General features: G+C 55.3%; 11 protein-coding genes and 1 tRNA gene. 8 read left to right on the forward strand and 4 right to left on the reverse strand.

What is annotated here, in order from left to right; all coding sequences use genetic code 11:
* Positions 1-28 precede the first annotated feature (28 nt).
* The 6 genes from ACR3E7_RS00775 to ACR3E7_RS00800 all read left to right on the forward strand — a co-directional run bounded on the left by ACR3E7_RS00775 (position 29) and on the right by ACR3E7_RS00800 (position 10,033).
* Entirely contained in the window at positions 29-1,363 is a 1,335-nt protein-coding gene (locus tag ACR3E7_RS00775) for a tetratricopeptide repeat protein (RefSeq protein ID WP_480503345.1), read from the forward strand.
* A gap of 1,203 nt (positions 1,364-2,566) precedes the next feature.
* Positions 2,567-4,666, forward strand: a complete 2,100-nt coding sequence (locus ACR3E7_RS00780) for a hydantoinase/oxoprolinase family protein (protein ID WP_480503344.1) — start codon at positions 2,567-2,569, stop codon at positions 4,664-4,666.
* Positions 4,663-6,315: a hydantoinase B/oxoprolinase family protein gene (locus ACR3E7_RS00785; RefSeq protein WP_480503343.1), complete on the forward strand. Its 1,653-nt coding sequence runs from the start codon at positions 4,663-4,665 to the stop codon at positions 6,313-6,315. The genes ACR3E7_RS00780 and ACR3E7_RS00785 overlap by 4 nt, the downstream gene beginning before the upstream one ends.
* On the forward strand, positions 6,312-7,379 hold the full coding sequence (locus tag ACR3E7_RS00790; RefSeq protein ID WP_480503341.1) for a pyridoxal phosphate-dependent aminotransferase: 1,068 nt from the start codon (positions 6,312-6,314) through the stop codon (positions 7,377-7,379). The genes ACR3E7_RS00785 and ACR3E7_RS00790 overlap by 4 nt, the downstream gene beginning before the upstream one ends.
* On the forward strand, positions 7,376-8,116 hold the full coding sequence (locus ACR3E7_RS00795; protein WP_170775625.1) for a maleate cis-trans isomerase family protein: 741 nt from the start codon (positions 7,376-7,378) through the stop codon (positions 8,114-8,116). Before ACR3E7_RS00790 ends, ACR3E7_RS00795 begins: the two co-directional genes overlap by 4 nt.
* A 957-nt stretch (positions 8,117-9,073) precedes the next feature.
* Entirely contained in the window at positions 9,074-10,033 is a 960-nt protein-coding gene (locus ACR3E7_RS00800; protein WP_480503340.1) for a tyrosine-type recombinase/integrase, read from the forward strand.
* Between the two features lie 412 nt (positions 10,034-10,445).
* On the opposite strand, the gene ACR3E7_RS00805 is transcribed toward ACR3E7_RS00800, so the two are convergent.
* Both ACR3E7_RS00805 and ACR3E7_RS00810 read right to left on the reverse strand, forming a co-directional pair.
* Positions 10,446-11,678, reverse strand: coding sequence for a tetratricopeptide repeat protein (locus ACR3E7_RS00805; protein ID WP_480503339.1), 1,233 nt, complete (start codon positions 11,676-11,678; stop codon positions 10,446-10,448).
* Positions 11,679-11,822: 144 nt separating this feature from the next.
* Complete coding sequence (locus tag ACR3E7_RS00810; protein WP_480503338.1) at positions 11,823-12,710, reverse strand: transferrin-binding protein-like solute binding protein; 888 nt, start codon at positions 12,708-12,710, stop codon at positions 11,823-11,825.
* A gap of 132 nt (positions 12,711-12,842) precedes the next feature.
* Between ACR3E7_RS00810 and ACR3E7_RS00815 the strand changes: the two genes are divergently transcribed.
* Positions 12,843-13,232, forward strand: a complete 390-nt coding sequence (locus tag ACR3E7_RS00815; protein WP_480503337.1) for a hypothetical protein — start codon at positions 12,843-12,845, stop codon at positions 13,230-13,232.
* A 454-nt stretch (positions 13,233-13,686) separates the two neighbouring features.
* On the opposite strand, the gene ACR3E7_RS00820 is transcribed toward ACR3E7_RS00815, so the two are convergent.
* Together ACR3E7_RS00820 and ACR3E7_RS00825 are read right to left on the reverse strand one after the other, a co-directional pair.
* Positions 13,687-14,598, reverse strand: a complete 912-nt coding sequence (locus tag ACR3E7_RS00820; RefSeq protein ID WP_480503335.1) for a hypothetical protein — start codon at positions 14,596-14,598, stop codon at positions 13,687-13,689.
* A 388-nt stretch (positions 14,599-14,986) separates the two neighbouring features.
* A tRNA-Gln gene (locus ACR3E7_RS00825) sits at positions 14,987-15,061 on the reverse strand.
* A 302-nt stretch (positions 15,062-15,363) separates the two neighbouring features.
* Here ACR3E7_RS00825 and ACR3E7_RS00830 point away from each other — a divergent pair.
* The gene (locus ACR3E7_RS00830) at positions 15,364-16,272 is read left to right on the forward strand and encodes a haloalkane dehalogenase (RefSeq protein WP_480503334.1); all 909 of its coding nucleotides are present in this window, start codon (positions 15,364-15,366) and stop codon (positions 16,270-16,272) included.

Below are 16,272 nucleotides of genomic sequence, written 5' to 3' on the forward strand. Positions count from 1 at the left end.
ACATGCCAATAAATGCAAAAATACGAATGTGGTACGGCAATCTGACAACATCTCGGACGGCGAGAAGCGCGCTGCCCTCGGCAGGTTGATTGCTGACGCTCATCTGGATGGATCCGATAGGCTTCAGGCGTTCCTGACGTACATCGTCGAAGAAGATCTCGCTGGTCGGGGAGATCAAATTCGCAGCAAGACTATCGCCCAAGATGTTTATGACCGCGATACCTCAGAGGGGACCGACCCGGAAAATATCGTTCGCGTCGATGCACGTCGACTTCGTCAGTTCTTGGAACTGCATTACGAGGGTATCGGTAGGGATGATCCGGTAAGACTGTGTGTAGACAGCGGCGGATATAGGCCGCGGTTCGAAACTGTCTCAGAAACCAGTTCAGTATCAATCTCAACAAAAACCAAACGCATTGGACTACCCTTAGGGGCGTTCGCCATAGGGGCCGTCGTTGGCGCGTTGGTCGCAGTTGGTCTTGCCCAAGATGGACAGGAAACTGCTTTTGCTGAAGTGAGTGGTTCATCAGAAACTGACACGGACGCATACTTGCAGCGCGCGGCAATTTACGAGAAATCCCCAGCCGCGTTACAAGCATTCAATTTGGCGCAACAAGCGCGGACAATGATATTTCCGATCTTCGACCGACAGCGGCAGCTACTTGTTCTGTCTGTGTTTGAGGGCGTGATCGAGATCGACCCAGAATATTTCGCTGGATATGCCGGTGCAGCGCAGGCACTCGCGTCACTTGCGGTGATAACTCCGCCATCCGATGCCAAGACCGAATACGCTGAAGCCGCTATGAAGCTGGCGAACCAGGCGGTAAGCCTTGCCCCAGATCAAGCCTGGAGCCAGTCTGCTAAAAGCTGGGCCAGTTTTGCCAATCGCGATTATGAGGCTGCGCTGCAACTCAGTAGACGCGCATCAAAACTTGATCCGAATGATGGAGCAGTCCTCGACTTTCTTGGCGCGGTGGCCATGTTTTCAGGCGAATTCGAAGAAGCTATTGAAACAGCAGACAGGCTATCTCTGCTGGATTCCAGCAACCAAAGATTTGCAAATCGAAACATTTCCGGCGCGACGTATTTTCATCTGGGTGAATATCAAACAACGGTAGAGCGCTTTGAAGAGGCAAAGCAACTTGGCGATCCACTCAGCGCTCCTTCACTAGCTTATGTAACGGCAGCGTTGTCAGCTATGGGGCAAGACTATGCGGCTAAAGCCAAACTGGCTGAACTTGAGCGCGCATGGCCGGAAGCACCGATAGATGCGATGCTCAAAAGTATCCACAAAGATGTCGAGAACGCAGAGGCCGTGCTACGCGAGTTACGAAAACAAGGCTGGGTTAGCCCAATGCGATAGAATCGCGCACAACAGCGGGGCGGAATACGAAGGTCGAAAAAATCTCCGCTGGCGCAGGTCCTCCGGTCAAAATTCCTAAAACCAGCGCGAAGTTGAGATCGATAGTGGGAAGCAAGGTAAGCGACGTCTTCTCAGATTGCGTAAAATTTGCTTTCTTGCGCAATGCCGTCGCCAGTGCGGACTGCAGAAACCGGTATCTTTGGGCTCTCAACAGCCATTCGCTGCACTAGGAATGAAAGATCGCTCCGCCTTAGCCTTTAAACAGCACCCCCGCCAGTACCAGCGACCACCCGTCAGAGCCCGGAACGACTAGTCGGTGACCGAGCCAGAGCCTGTGAACGGGTCTCTAGTGGTCTCGAAAGGTGTCCTACAACCCCAGCCAGTTCAATCATACATGGAACGGCGGCATGCCACAGGGGCTCAACTCTCCGAGAAATGCCCGTTTATGCCTCGGCTGTTCTGGCACCCTCTGACCTCTCGTCTTTAATGAATTTTTTAGCAGGGGTCCTATGGGGGCGGGGAATAGGTATTTGTAGTGAACAGAAACCGAAGAATAGAGAAGCCCGAGTATCCTCGTTTCTGATCCACATTGTATAGAGGGAGGAGGAGGTTGTAGGGGAGATTGAGGACCCATAGCACTCGCAGCCAACCGACGTTCACTGCTGGTTAAATCACGTAGCGGTGAATTCATGATTGGGTTTTCAATTGATCAAGACCTGAAGTCATTCACCGTTCAGCCACGAGACCGTCGACAATCAAAAGTTTGCGACAGAATCGAAGCTGAATTCCGAAGCGAAAAAAGCTGGTCAATGATGACGGCGGTGTGCTTGTCCCGATGATTGCCAACCACATCATGAGTGTCAGCAGCACTCTGACGCAGGGCAGTATCGCCGCAAATAGGGAAATGGATGTTGCCAAAGCTCACGAGCGTTGTTGGTTTGCCTAATAGCGTATTTCCCGTCCGACGGTCTGACACCGGTAGATTTCTTGGCCTGCAGCGATGATTCTTGTCGCTTGCAGGCCTTTTTGTCGCGAACGCGCTTGTCTCTTGTCGAAAGCTGGGCAAGCTCGAAAAATGAACCGGAATCGTACTACAAAACGTCTGGACCGCCGTGCCACCGGCTGTAACCTTGTGCCGCAACGGATGTGATCACCCGAAAGGGCGCTCTATCTGCACGAACTCAGGCGAATTTGGAATACCACGTGACCGCTCAACGCTTGCGCTTAGCCATTGATACTGGTGGCACATTTACGGATACGGTGCTTGTATCCGGCGACGAGACCATTGTTGCCTCGACCAAGACTTTGACCACCCACCAAAACCCCGCAGATGGGGCGATGGAAGGCGCGCAGCGCGTCATTACCCAGTCCGGGCGCGCGTTGAGCGATGTGACAGGCTTCATCCACGGCACAACGCTGGCAACCAATGCGTTGATTGAACGACGCGGCGCGGTTGTGGTGACAGTGACGACTGAAGGTTTCCGGGACATCCTGGAGATCGCGTACGAGCGGCGCTATTCGCAGTATGACATCAACTTGGAAAAGCCCGATCTGCTAGTACCACGCGAACGGGCACTGACCGTTCGGGAACGTATGGCGGCAGACGGCAGCGTCCTGATCCCTCTCGAAGACGACGCGATTGATGCGCTGATGGCTGATCTATACGTCAGCGGTGCCGAGGCGGTCGCGATCTGCCTGATGCATGCCTATGCCAATCCCGAGCACGAGCGCCGCCTGCGTGACATTCTGGCCGAAAGACGCCCGGACCTGACGGTCTCAATCTCGTCCGAAGTAAGTCCCGAGGCGCGCGAGTTCGACCGACTCTGCACCACTGTTGCCAATGCCTATATTCAGCCGCTGATGGAAAGCTATATTAACCGGTTCGTCACCCGGTTCGAAGCCGAGGGCGTGACATGCCCGATCCTGATGATGACCGCCGGAGGCGGCATGTGCACCGAGCGGACTGCCACCCGATTCCCGATCCGGCTGGTGGAAAGCGGTCCTGCAGGGGGTGCTATCCTTGCCGCGCGCATAGCGGCGCGGGCCGGGATTGGCGATGTGCTGTCCTTTGACATGGGCGGCACGACCGCCAAGCTGTGCCTGATCGACAATGCCCGGCCCCAGACCTCGCGCCAGTTCGAGATCGCGCGGGCGGAACGTTTCATCAAGGGATCAGGCATGCCGGTGCGCATCCCGGTGGTCGAGATGATCGAGATCGGCGCAGGCGGCGGATCCATCGCCGGTGTCGACCGTCTGGGCCGTCTGACTGTCGGCCCGAAATCCGCCGGATCGGAACCCGGCCCGGTCGCCTTTGGCCGGGGCGGCACTGAGCCGACCGTGACTGACAGCGACATTACGTTAGGCTATATCGCGCCAAATACATTCGCCGAAGGGCAAATCCAGCTTGATCCGGATGCCTCCAAGGCTGCCCTGACCCGAGTGATCGGTGAAAGGTTGGAGTTGGATGCCGTAGGCTCGGCAGATGGGGTCAGTCGCATCGTAGACGAAAGCATGGCTAGCGCCGGGCGCATGCATGCGGTGGAATCGGGCAAGGATCTGGGCCCGCGTACTATGATCGCATTCGGTGGCAACGGTCCGCTGCATGCCAGTCGCGTTGCACGCTCTGCCGGTGTGTCGCGCATCGTGATCCCGCCTAACCCGGGCGTTGGGTCCGCAGTTGGTTTCCTGTTCGCACCTGTGTCGTTTGAGATCGTCCGCTCACGCTACTCCCAGCTCAACAGCATGGATATAGATGGCGTGAACGACCTTTTCGAAACAATGATTGCCGAGGCAAAGGAGGTCGTGGCCCAGGGTGCCAGCGGTAGGGCGGCCGAAACCCGGCGGACCGCCTTCATGCGCTATAGTGGTCAGGGGCACGAGATAGAAATCACGCTCCCAGACCGTGCATTGGGGGCGGATGACATCATCCGCCTAACCGCCGCGTTCGAGGATGAATATCGCAAACAATTCTCGCGCCCTGTGCCGGGAATGGCGATCGAGATTCTCAACTGGGCCGTTCGGGTCGCAACCCCAAACAGCGATGTGCCTCCGATGCCGGAAACACCTGATCGCCGTGCCTTTAACGTGGCCGAATGGCGACTCATTACCTGCGATGTTGACGGTGTTTTGAAAGACGCAGCCTTTGTTGCGCGCGCGGATCTGAAACCTGGTGATTTCGTTCCCGGCCCCGCACTGATCTATGAACCGCAAACCACCACGCTGGTCTCGGCTGATTTCTCGGCGCATGTAGACGCAATTGGGAATCTTGTCCTGATCCATGACCAGACAGGAGGCGCTTTATGACTGCTGATCTTTCTCCGGCCCACCTGCAAGTGATGTGGAACCGACTGCTGGCGGTGGTCGAAGAACAGGGGCAGACCCTGATCCGAGCGGCGTTTTCGCCAATCGTACGCGAGTGCGGCGACATTTCTGCCGGGATTTTCGACGAGCAGGGCCGGATGCTGGCGCAGGCCGTCACCGGCACACCGGGACATATCAACACCATGGCTGCGGCGGTTATGCATCTGCGTGAGCATTTCCCGGAGCAGACCATGAGACCCGGCGACATCTACATGACCAATGATCCCTGGCTTGCCTCGGGGCATCTGAACGACTTTCTGCTGATGATGCCGGCGTTCAAGAACGGCAAGGTCGTGGGCTATACCTCGTGCACCTCGCATCTGGTCGATCTGGGTGGTCTTGGAATGGGGCCCGAAGGGTCGGATATCTATGACGAGGGGCTTCTGATCCCCCCTTGCAAACTGGTCGAAGAAGGCACTCCAAACGCCCTGCTGTTAAATATCATTCGCGCCAACAGCCGCGAGCCGATTGCAAACGAAGGCGACATCTATGCGCTGATCGCTTGTTGCGAGACCGGCGTGACCCGGCTGGTCGAGATGATGGACGAGTTTGGCATCGACGATCTGGACCGCTTGGGCAGCTATATCATCGACACGTCGCGCCATGGCACGCTTGAGGCAATCGCCGAGGTGCCGGAAGGCGTATACAAGAACGTCCTGAAGATGGACGGCTACGAAAATGAGCTGGTGATGCAAGCGACACTCACCGTCAGCAAGTCGGGCATGCATGTGGATTTCACCGGCACTTCAGGCTGTTCGCGCAAAGGCATAAACGTGCCGCTCAACTATGCCACCGCCTATACCGTATTCGCGCTGCGCTGCATCGTTGGTCCGGATATCCCCAATAATGCCGGGTCGCTGGAACCGTTTACCGTGGACGGCCCTAAGGGTTGCATTCTAAACGCCCAACGTCCGGTTCCAGTGGCGATGCGGCACACGCTGGGTCAGGTCACCCCCGATCTTGTGCTGGGTTGTCTGCATCAGGCCTTACCCGACGCGGTCCCGGCTGAGGGTGCAAGCTGCATGTTTGACCTGCCCATGCGTCACGCTCCCGAAGTTGCCCGCGACGGTGGACGCGAGTTTGCGATTGAGCCGGTTCATAATGGCGGCACCGGCGCGCGGCCTCATGCGGATGGGCTGTCAGCCACCGCCTACCCCTCGGGGGTGTTTGGCAGTCAAGTCGAGATTACCGAGAGTGTGGCACCGGTGACCATCTGGCGACGTGAACTGCGCCCCGATTCTGGCGGCGCGGGCAAGTATCGCGGCGGTCTCGGGCAGCGGATCGAGATGACCTCGTCCAATGACGCGCCGTTCATCGTATTCCTATCGGTTGAACGGCTGAAGTTTCCCGCCCTTGGCCGCATGGGCGGGCAGCCCGGCGCGCCAGGACGCATCCGTTTCCGCGACGGCGACAACGACCTCCCGGGCAAGGGAGAGCTACGCGTCGAAGGCGGCGATTACCTGATCTTCGACACCCCCGGCGGTGGCGGGTTCGGCGCCCCTACTGACCGTGACCCCGATGCGCTGGCGCTGGACCTCAAACGCGGTCTGGTCACCGCTGAGGGTGCCAAAGCCTATGGAGGTGACGCATGATCCGCCCGGTTCCCCATGTGGATGCGATGACGGCCTATGCGCTGGCTGATCTGGGTGGCGCGGGCGTCATCTCACTGGCCCAGAACGAAAGCGCCTTTGCCGCAAGCCCTAACGCAATCGCAGCTGGGCAAGCGGCAATGACCGATCTGCCGCTATATCCCGACCCGGAATGGCCCGATCTGCGTGCTGCAATTGCAGATGTGCACGGGCTGGACCCGGCACGGATACTGTGCGGCGCAGGCTCGATGGAGTTAATCGGTTGCCTGATCCGGGCCTATGTAGGCCTCGGTGACCAGGTACTGGGCACAGATTTCGGATACGCGTTTGTGTCCACGGCAGCGGCGCAGGTGCAGGCTGATTACGTCAAGGCCCGCGAGCTCGACTTGACCGTCTCCGTCGACGGCATCCTGGCCACGGTGATGCCCGAGACCCGGATCGTCTTTATTTGCAATCCCGGCAACCCGACCGGCACTTTGATCCCCAATTCCGAGGTTCTGCGACTGCGGGACGGATTGCCTAAAGATATTCTGCTGGTCGTGGATCAGGCCTATGCCGAGTTTTCCGATGATGCCCATGACCCCACCGAAATATTCGCCCTGACAAACCGCGGCGATACCGTGGTCATGCGTACATTCTCCAAGGCCTACGGTATGGCAGGCGCGCGCGTTGGATGGGGCTACTTCCCAACCGAAATCTCGGGTGTGATGCGCAAGCTTCTAAATCCCAACAACATCTCGATTGCCTCACAGACCGCCGCCGCCGCCGCCATGCGGGATCAGGCGCATATGCAAAATGTGGTCAAACGGACCGCCGAAATCCGCGACAAGTTTACTGAAGACTGCCGCGCAATGGGCCTGAACGTCCCGGAAAGTAACACCAACTTTGTTCTGCTGCGCTTTGCCTCGGATGAAGAGGCGCAACGTGCGGATGCGGCCCTGCGGGCCGAAAATCTGATGATGCGCGGCATGGGTGGCTATGGCCTCAACGACTGCCTACGCGCCACGATCTGTGAGGTATCGGTCATGGATCGCTGCCTGAAGGTGCTGAAAGGGGTGTTATCATGAGCTACGAAACCCGCCGGCGGGCCAAAATCGGCGTCCTGGTGCCTTTCACCAACACCAATCTGGAACCGGATATGGAGTTGATGCGGTCGCCGGATACTACCATCCATTTTCAACGCATAGGCGGCTATGACGTGGATCAGATCCCCGGCACGGAACAAATGGCTGGGCTGGGTGCTTCGGATATCAGCCATGATCTGCGAATGATCTCAGGCGTGCGCCCCGATGTTGTGCTTTATGGCTGCACCTCGGCCACTTTGACCCATGGACCATCCTTTGACGCCGACTTGGCACGCGAAATCAAAGAGGTATCGGGTGCCTTGTCCTTCACGGCGGCAGGGGCACTTGTGGCCGCGATTCAGGCGCTTGGTGTTACCAAGATCGGTTTCTCTTCGCCCTATCTGGGCGAGATCAACTTGCAGGCAGTGGAGTTTCTAGCGCAAAACCAGATCGCAACCGTCAAATGTGCCGATGTAGGTCGCGAGCTGGGCAACTATGGGCAAGGCGAGCTGACCCCGGACGAAGTGTTCGATCTGGCCTGTCAGGCCGATCACCCCGATGCGCGTGCAATCGTTCTCAGCTGCACCGACATGCGATCAGTCGAAGCTGTTGAACGCATCGAGGTTGCGCTGGATAAACCAGTAGTCACCTCAAATCAGGCGATGATATTTTCGGTGATGCGTGCGTTGAAACTGCCGCGTCGAGGCAACGAGCCGGGCCGGTTGTTTGATCTGCTGTAGGTTGGCATGGACACAGAGTTACGCTCGCTAGGTGGAGGCGCCACTTTGGCTCTGTTACAAGCCTTAGGCCATTGACCATTGCGGCGTCAGCGCCGGTGCGGCGAACGGAAAAATCCAGTTGCAAATTGGTTCGTGACTTCTTCCCGATCACGATAAGACACGTCGTAAGTCAATTTCCTACCTCCATAGAACCTCCGCTAGAGGAGAGATCGGAGTGCGTCCGAATACCCGAAACCACTGGGGCATTTCTTGGAGGGATTAGTCCTAAGTGCCTAGTCTCGTTCCATGTCCTGATGAACTGGCTGGGGTGTTAGGAATCCTTGCCGTCCGATGAAACCTAAGAGCTTTTCCAACCGGTGGCTGAAACTGGGGCGATTGCGGGGGCATTTTGTCTGCTAGAAAGGCAGTTCACGAGTGCCGACGAGTGCTGACGAGACCGCTAAAGAACCGTTCTGGACCGCTGACGACTGGTTTCGGGGGCTGAAGGCTGGTCGCTGGTGTTGGCGGTTTGGGGGGCTGGTGTGGGTGTCCTTGATAGGAACATCAGGTGTTCTATGCGTTGCTCATTGTAAGTCTTCTTGAGTGAAAATAGCCTTGCTGCGACTATTAGAATTCACGAGGGGAAATCGTGCCGTATATCTGAAGGGCCATACGTGGCTGTTCAGACGCAACTATCCCGTTGATGTGGCCCTCGCGCTAGGCGCTCAGGCGCTGAAGTAGAGCCTCAAGACCAGTGACCGCAACATTGCCCGCGTCCGAGTCGCTGAGGTTAATGCGCGGTTCGAGACGCTGATGGAACGAGTTCGGTCGCAGGCAGAAGTAGCCCTGTCTGCCCCGGTGAGCACCGCTGACGTTCCTGATTGGGTTGCCCAGCCAGAGTCGTCTCTCGTCCGTCTCCGGGCCACTCTCGAGGACTCTGGATGCAGTCTGGAGCGGTCCAGCTTTGCCGGACCATCCGTGCTGGTGAAAGTGCCGGTTCGTGACTTGAGCCGGGCCTATCTGAACAAGCGCAGTAACGAGCTTCGCCCCAGCGGGTTCAAATCGGTCCGATACTCTGTCGGGTTATTCACTAGTCGCTTTGCTGATCGTTCAGTTTGCAGTTTGACCAGAGCAGACGGGCGGGAGTTCCTGTCAGCAATAGCCCAACTGTCTCCAATGATCGGCAAGTCAGAGCGGACCCGTGGGTTAACCCTGGACCAACTGGTCGCGTTCTCGTCTCGGGGGTCGGTGACCATAACAGCCAGAACCCAGCGACGTATCTGGTCACAGGTCAATCACTTCCTCGACTGGGTGGTCTATGAGGGGCATCTGGAACAGAACCCGTTTCGGACTGTTCTCTTCGATCGCAAGGTGCGCCCAGCGCCTTATGCCGTCCCGACTGACAATGAAGTCGTGCGCTTGCTCCAAGCCAAGGACCGGGAGTTACATCCGGTTCTGCTGACCTGCCTGCTGTCAGGAATGCGAGCAGGAGAAGCTGTTGGGCTGCTCCGGGAAGACCTCGTGGCCAAGGGCAACCTTGGTTGCTTCGTTCATGTCCAACCCAATAAGTTAAGACTGTTGAAGACGGACGCGGCGGAGAGACTAGTTCCGGTCCACCCGGTGCTGGACGGGACGTTCCAACAACTGCCTAGCCATGGCCCTCTGTTTCCTGATCTGACCGTGGCGCATGTCACCAAGGGGTTTGCGAGACTGAGGCGGCGGTTGGGACTGGAGCGACCGAGGCTGGTGTTTCACTCGACCCGCAAGTGGTTTGTGACCCAGTGCGAGCGAACAGGTGTTCCTGAACACTTCACTGCTTCTCTGGTTGGTCACCAATCAGCACGGTCGGAGAACGGGATCACCTACGGGATTTACTCGGCGGGCATTAGTGATGAGCAGCGTCGGTCCATCGTTGACCAGATAAGACTTCCGGCATGAGCTTCCCGGACATAGACGCGTACGAGGAACGAGCTGCTATCGCTGAATACGATGGCGGTTGCACCCGTAAAGCGGCGGAAGATCTGGCTGCTCGAGCTCAAGGGTTTCGTGATGCGGAATCCTACTGGCAATGGCTGGCTGACTACGTCGTCAACCGAAGACCACCCTGACAACTATCCCTCGGCGACCCTTAGCGGGTTGCCGGGGGATCTGCGCTTTGCTTTCTCTTTGCTTAAATGGGCATTTTTCGGAGCTGTCGGAACAACCACGTTAGGTGACGGAATAGAATGCCGAAAAAAATATCAGTTCAGTAGGCACTTAAAGGGCTAAATTAGGTGATCGGCATGGTCTCTGCTTACAGAGCTTCTTATGAAACACAATATTATTGATTTAGTTCAGTAAATCTCCCTAACTAGAATTCGTTGGTCAACCCTACTTCAATCGTAGTTTCATCATAACTGAATGCGTCAATTCCACTTTTCACCCGATTGTAACTGCCCTCAACGTACGGGATCAGCCCGTTCCCTAATATTGTGTCACGCTTTTCAATTCTGAGACGCAGGCCATACTGATCTTCGTCAGGATTGCCGAAGAAAAGTGGGTTGGTCTCAGAGAACGATTTGACCGCAAAATAGACCTGAGGTTCAATGACAAATCCAGCACCGGCGTCAAACGAGCCAAAAGCCTCCAGACCTGCGATGTCAAAAGTATCAATGTCGCGATCGGTTGATTTGGTTTCAGCAAAGATTGCAATTCCAACAGTGTTTCGCCCCAAAAATGAACGCCGTACCCCAAATCTCGCATTCACTGTGTGCCCACTGAAGGTATCATCGAATTTATTGTTCAATTTAAACCCTGAAATCGAACCAAACACCGAAACGGCTTGCGAGTTTCTGGTCTCGAACGCAGTCTCTAAACCCAACCTGTCCTCAAAGTGTTCATCGGCAATGAAGCGTGTCGAGACTACTGGGCTAAAAACAACTGTTGTACGTGGAAAAACCAAGCGGGCTCCGCCTCGCGCACCCAAAGTCACGTCGCGAAACGATTTCTCATTTGAAATATCTCCAAATGAGAACACCTCTGCGAAGCCAATTACCCGACGATCTTTTGTTGAAAGCCTGTTCAGACTTTTGCGCCACAACGCTGATACAGAATATCCGACACCATATGTAGTCTTGCTGGAGCGATCTAAAGTTGCTGGTATAGGTATCCCGAAGAAGTCTAATTCAATCTGGTCTGTGTCGTAGTTTCGCGTAGAACCCAATTTTTTTAACCCAAACTCAAAATCCAACTCAAACCCTCGCCGCGCATCAATTTCTGCAATAAAATTTAGAACTTTTTGTCGAACAGGCTCCGGAATATCACCCGACAGCACCTTAAAAAACTCGGACCGCGAACGGTTCCATTGTTCGCTTAGGAAATAAGCCAGCGCCAACTCCAAGCGCACACGTGTAAGGTTAGGATCTTCCGCAAGAATGCTAAGGTATATTGCAATTGCTGTACTGTAGTCACCGCGGCTAGTGGCGGCGAGCCCCGATTTGAACCTGGCATCGGTGGCGGCCGGATCGGTGGTTGATGCATTCGCTCCACTGGGAACCACGCAAAAGGTTAGAAAAAAGACTACGATCAACCGCAAAAAAGTCATCGCGACCCCACTGGATTATTGTTTTCTTCTGCGATCTGAATGACTCTGTGCACGCCTTTTGGGAACGGTGCGTGAAGTGTCACATATGCCTAATGACTATTCGCAACGGAGTAGTATTGCGTTGGCCGCAATTCAGCTCTTTGCTCAATTTCCGCCGAACGCTCCCATATGCCAGACTCCACCCGGACCGGAAGTTGAATACGTGCCTCCAACTTCGTTGGCAGACGGACCATAAAACTGCCCTTGTGCAGAGCCAGATGTACCCGTTCCCGTCACAATTGCCGTGAACCCTGAGCCGCTAACCGTGCCTGAACCGCTAAAATCCAGTTCCGGTGCACTGCTCGTTGCGGCTGTGTTGAGATTTACAGCTGCCGTATTCGCACTATCGATGCTTGCAGTGTTGAAATCCGTGGATACTGTGACCGTGGATACTGTTTGGTATGGCTGGCCATCTGCACGACGAGCCACTCCCAATCCGACGCCCTGATATGTTGCGCTGACTCCAACAGGAACGTCAGTAGCTTCTGTTTTAAGCCCATAACTTCCTGCACCAACGGTTCCTGCGCCTGTGCCGGCCCCTGTCACCCATGCACCATAGGTCTGGTATTCATAACCAGCTTGTCCGGGATTGATAAACGTCGCGGAATCTTGACCATCAGCTGTTACATAGCCTGTAACAAATGGAGCATCGATCCTGGTGTCGCCGTTTCTCGTATCAAATGATACGGACGATCCAGGTGCGCTAGCTGTCAATGCAACTGGCGTTCCGTTTCTGGTGACTACGCGGGTGGTGCTTTGTGACGGTCCAGATGGGTTAGTTATTACCACTTCCCCAGTAGTGGGGTCGGCAACGTAGTTCGCCGTAACAGCCTGACCGTCTATGTCAGTCGTTCCATTATCGGGAATGTTTGAAAAACCGTTAAACGGCTTAACGGTTGCCCCTGAGTCAATGCTTTCGCTGCCCAAACAAGCCGTCAAGGCCGTGCAAGCCAATGCTCCAGAAATAGTGCGAAATATGAATAGATCAGCCATCTCTTCCTCCCAAAAGAAATTCCGAAAGTACCTCAATATATATTTTTATTCGAATGTATCGTTGACATAGATCAAGGGGGGTAGCTGCATCTCACGGTGCGATGAGAAAAGAACTTGGTGGGGGGAAAGCAAATGAAGACAACTACTTTGAAGTTGATTGCAGCGTTGAGTTTAGCTGCGTTGCTTGGCGCTTGCTCAAGCACGTGGGAAGAAGATGGGATCAACAACTCTGGAATCACGGCGGCAGCGGGTGCGACTAGAACAGCGGACCAGATAGAGTTGTTTAGCGGCAAAACGGCCTCTCAGGAATATACCGTGATCCAAGAAATAAAAGTGGCAGTAAATAAAACTACAGTGTTCAATGAAGATCCGACCGTCACGCAAGTTGAGGCTCGGCTGCGACAGAGCGCGGCTGAGTTGGGCGGGGATGCAGTTGTCAATGTAGTCATATCTCAAGTCAAAGTACGTGCAATGAGTTGGGGAGGTCGCATCGGCGAAGGTACTGTTGTTAAGTACAAATAACTTTGTGTTGTGTCGGTTCACCTATCATGGGGTTGTGCTTATACCGCAGTCAGAAACGCCCTGTACTCACCCTCGAAATGCCCCCGAAACCGCCCCAATTCTGGTCATCGCTTGGAAAAGCCTATTGGTTTCATCGGACGGCAAGGATTCCTACCACCCCAGCCAGTTCATCAAGACATTGAACGACAGCAGATACTTGGGGCTAAACCCTCCGAGAAATGCCCCCGTTTATGCCCCAGTGGTTACGGGGGTTGAGGGTGGGCCCTCATAGGCCGTTGAAGGCCCATGCCACAGGTCATGGCAGGTCGCGATCGACCCCGTTCGCCCAGAAGTCCCAGTCGTCGCGCTTGTTATCCGCCGCCGACCCCTCAATCAGACGAATCCGCAAATCCTCGGATGCACGTAAGTTTCCAATTGCGCTCTGAACGCTCGAGACGATGTCAATCCAAACATATCATTCGGCGCACCTCAGTCTTGTCCAACTTGATTCACCCCAATCAGCTTCCGCAGATCTAAGAAATAGAGGCAATTCCACGGCAAAATCATACAGCGTTGACTGAAGAGACGTTGTCATGGGCTGACCGTTGTTTTCTGCTAACTCAAACAAGTTACCAGCGAAATTCGTATATCTGAGCGAAATACACTCCGGCTGCAGGACACCCTTAGGTTCGGCAGTCAAAAGCGTCTGAACAATAAAGTCCAAATTTCCAGAACCTGCACCAGAGTCGGCCGGAACTAGGTTAAACGAGGTGCGAATAACAAGATTGGAAGTTTGTGCACCTTGTGGGCAGCTTGATCTGCTTGAACTGGTTGTGAAACACGGCGGCACGCCATCGAAAAGTCCAGTACTCAAAGAATTGGAAAGTGTCGCTTCGAATGCTCGTTCAAACTTTGATGGTTGGTATGCCCGGTTCAGTGTATCTAATGCACGTACAATTTCCTCACGCGATCGCGACGTTCCACTCGCGGCACCATAGATTCCTCCTGCAGTGGCAAACACAGGAACTAATGCGACACCGAGAGCCAGTCCGAATGGGTCTGCTGAGGAAAGCCCCGCCTCCAAAGCACCTCCGGCGCCTGCGCCAATACCAGAAACAGCACCTTCGCCTCGCGTATAAGCGGTGCTACGGACATCTCCGTCTACGATCCGCACGGACAAGTTTATCGTTGAACGCGATGCTAAATTGGCAGTGTTTATGTCAGGAAGGGAGGGCGCGCACGCAGAGAGAAGCGAGCAAGTAGCTACGCACAGCGCTTTAAGTCTTTTTCTGTCGCTTCTCTTCATCTCAACTGGTGTATCGATCTGCAAGTTTCCGTGGGCCTCATGGGCAGCAGACAACGGTCCAATTTCACCAATGCGGAGCATTGAAACTTCAGCCCCTTCCTTTTTGCAGAACTCCGAAAGTGCTTAAATATATCTCAAAATCAGAATGTAACTTTTGATTTGCATCAAGAGGAAGTGCATAATTGAACTCATTCGGAGTAAATTCTCCAGCGCTCGCGGGATGGAGTACACCGTATGCGCCCGGATAGTCTGATTGAGGGGTCAGCGGCGGATAACAAGCGCGACGACTGGGACTTCTGGGCGAACGGGGTCGATCGCGACCTGCTATGACCTGTGGCATGGGCCTTCAACGACCTATGAGGGCCCACCCTCAACACCCGTAACACCTGAAACCACTGGGGCATAAACGGGGGCATTTCTCGGAGGGTTTAGCCCCAAGCGCCTGCTGTCGTTCCATGTTCTGATGATCTGGCTGGGGTGGTAGGATTCGAACCTACGATACACGGTACCAAAAACCGCTGCCTTACCACTTGGCTACACCCCAACGGTGAGGCGCTATCTACGATTGTTGTTTGGGGGGTTCAAGCCCTTTCCCGCAAAAATATGAACGCAGTCAAAAAAAAATTTGCCAAGATATGTAACCGCTGGAAACATAGCTTTGAGTTGCTTTTCCGTGCCGGTCATTTCGCGGTTTACCAAGAAAACGTCGGCGGCGCAGGTTGCTTGTTTCAAGTAGATGTCGTCGGTTCGATTCTGCGGTAAGTTTCCCAGGGGGTATTGGCGCGCCGGGATCGCGAAGACTGGCACTCGGCCAGGCCAGTGAAATTGCAAAAGGATAGACCGGAAATGAAGTTTCTACGCACGCCGGACGAGCGGTTCCAATCTCTGGAAGGTTACGATTTCGAACCGCATTATTCGATGGTCGATGATACCGAAGGCGGAGAACTTCGGGTCCACCATGTGGACGAAGGTCCAGCGGACGCCAACCCTGTTCTGATGATGCATGGCGAACCAAGCTGGTCTTTCCTCTATCGTCACATGATCAAGGGCTTTGTCGCGCGCGGACATCGGGCGATTGCGCCGGATTTGGTCGGGTTTGGTCGGTCTGACAAACCGACCGAGCGCTCGGATTACACCTATGCGCGCCACGTGTCGTGGATGGGGGACTGGCTGCGCGGGGTGGATCTGACGAATATCACTCTGGTCTGTCAGGATTGGGGCGGGTTGATCGGATTGCGCCTTTGGGCCGAGATGCCGGACCGCTTTGCCCGTATCGTGGTTGCCAACACGGCCCTGCCTACCGGCGATCAGCCGATGGGAGAGGCATTCGAAAACTGGCGTATATTCAGCCAGGAGGTTCCCGTGTTCCCGGCGGGGGGGATCTTGAAAGGCGGTACGCAAAAGCCGATGTCAGACGACACGATTGCCGCCTATGACGCGCCATTCCCGGACGAAAGCTATAAGGCCGGGGCGCGGCAGTTCCCGATGTTGGTGCCAGCATCGCAGGACGATCCTGAGGCTGAGCCAAACAGAAAAGCCTGGGCTCTTATCCGCACTTTGCAGACCCCGGTGTTGACGGCTTTTGGGGCGGATGACAAGGTCATGGCTGGGATAGATACGGTGTTTCAGCGGCTCTGTCCGGGGGCCAAGGGGCAGCCCCACACAATCCTGCCGGACGCCGGTCATTTTCTGCAGGAAGATGTCGGGGCGGAACTGGTCGATCTGACCTGCGATTTCATCGCCCGAACGTCCTGA

The organism is Ruegeria sp. BK1, assembly GCF_056535645.1.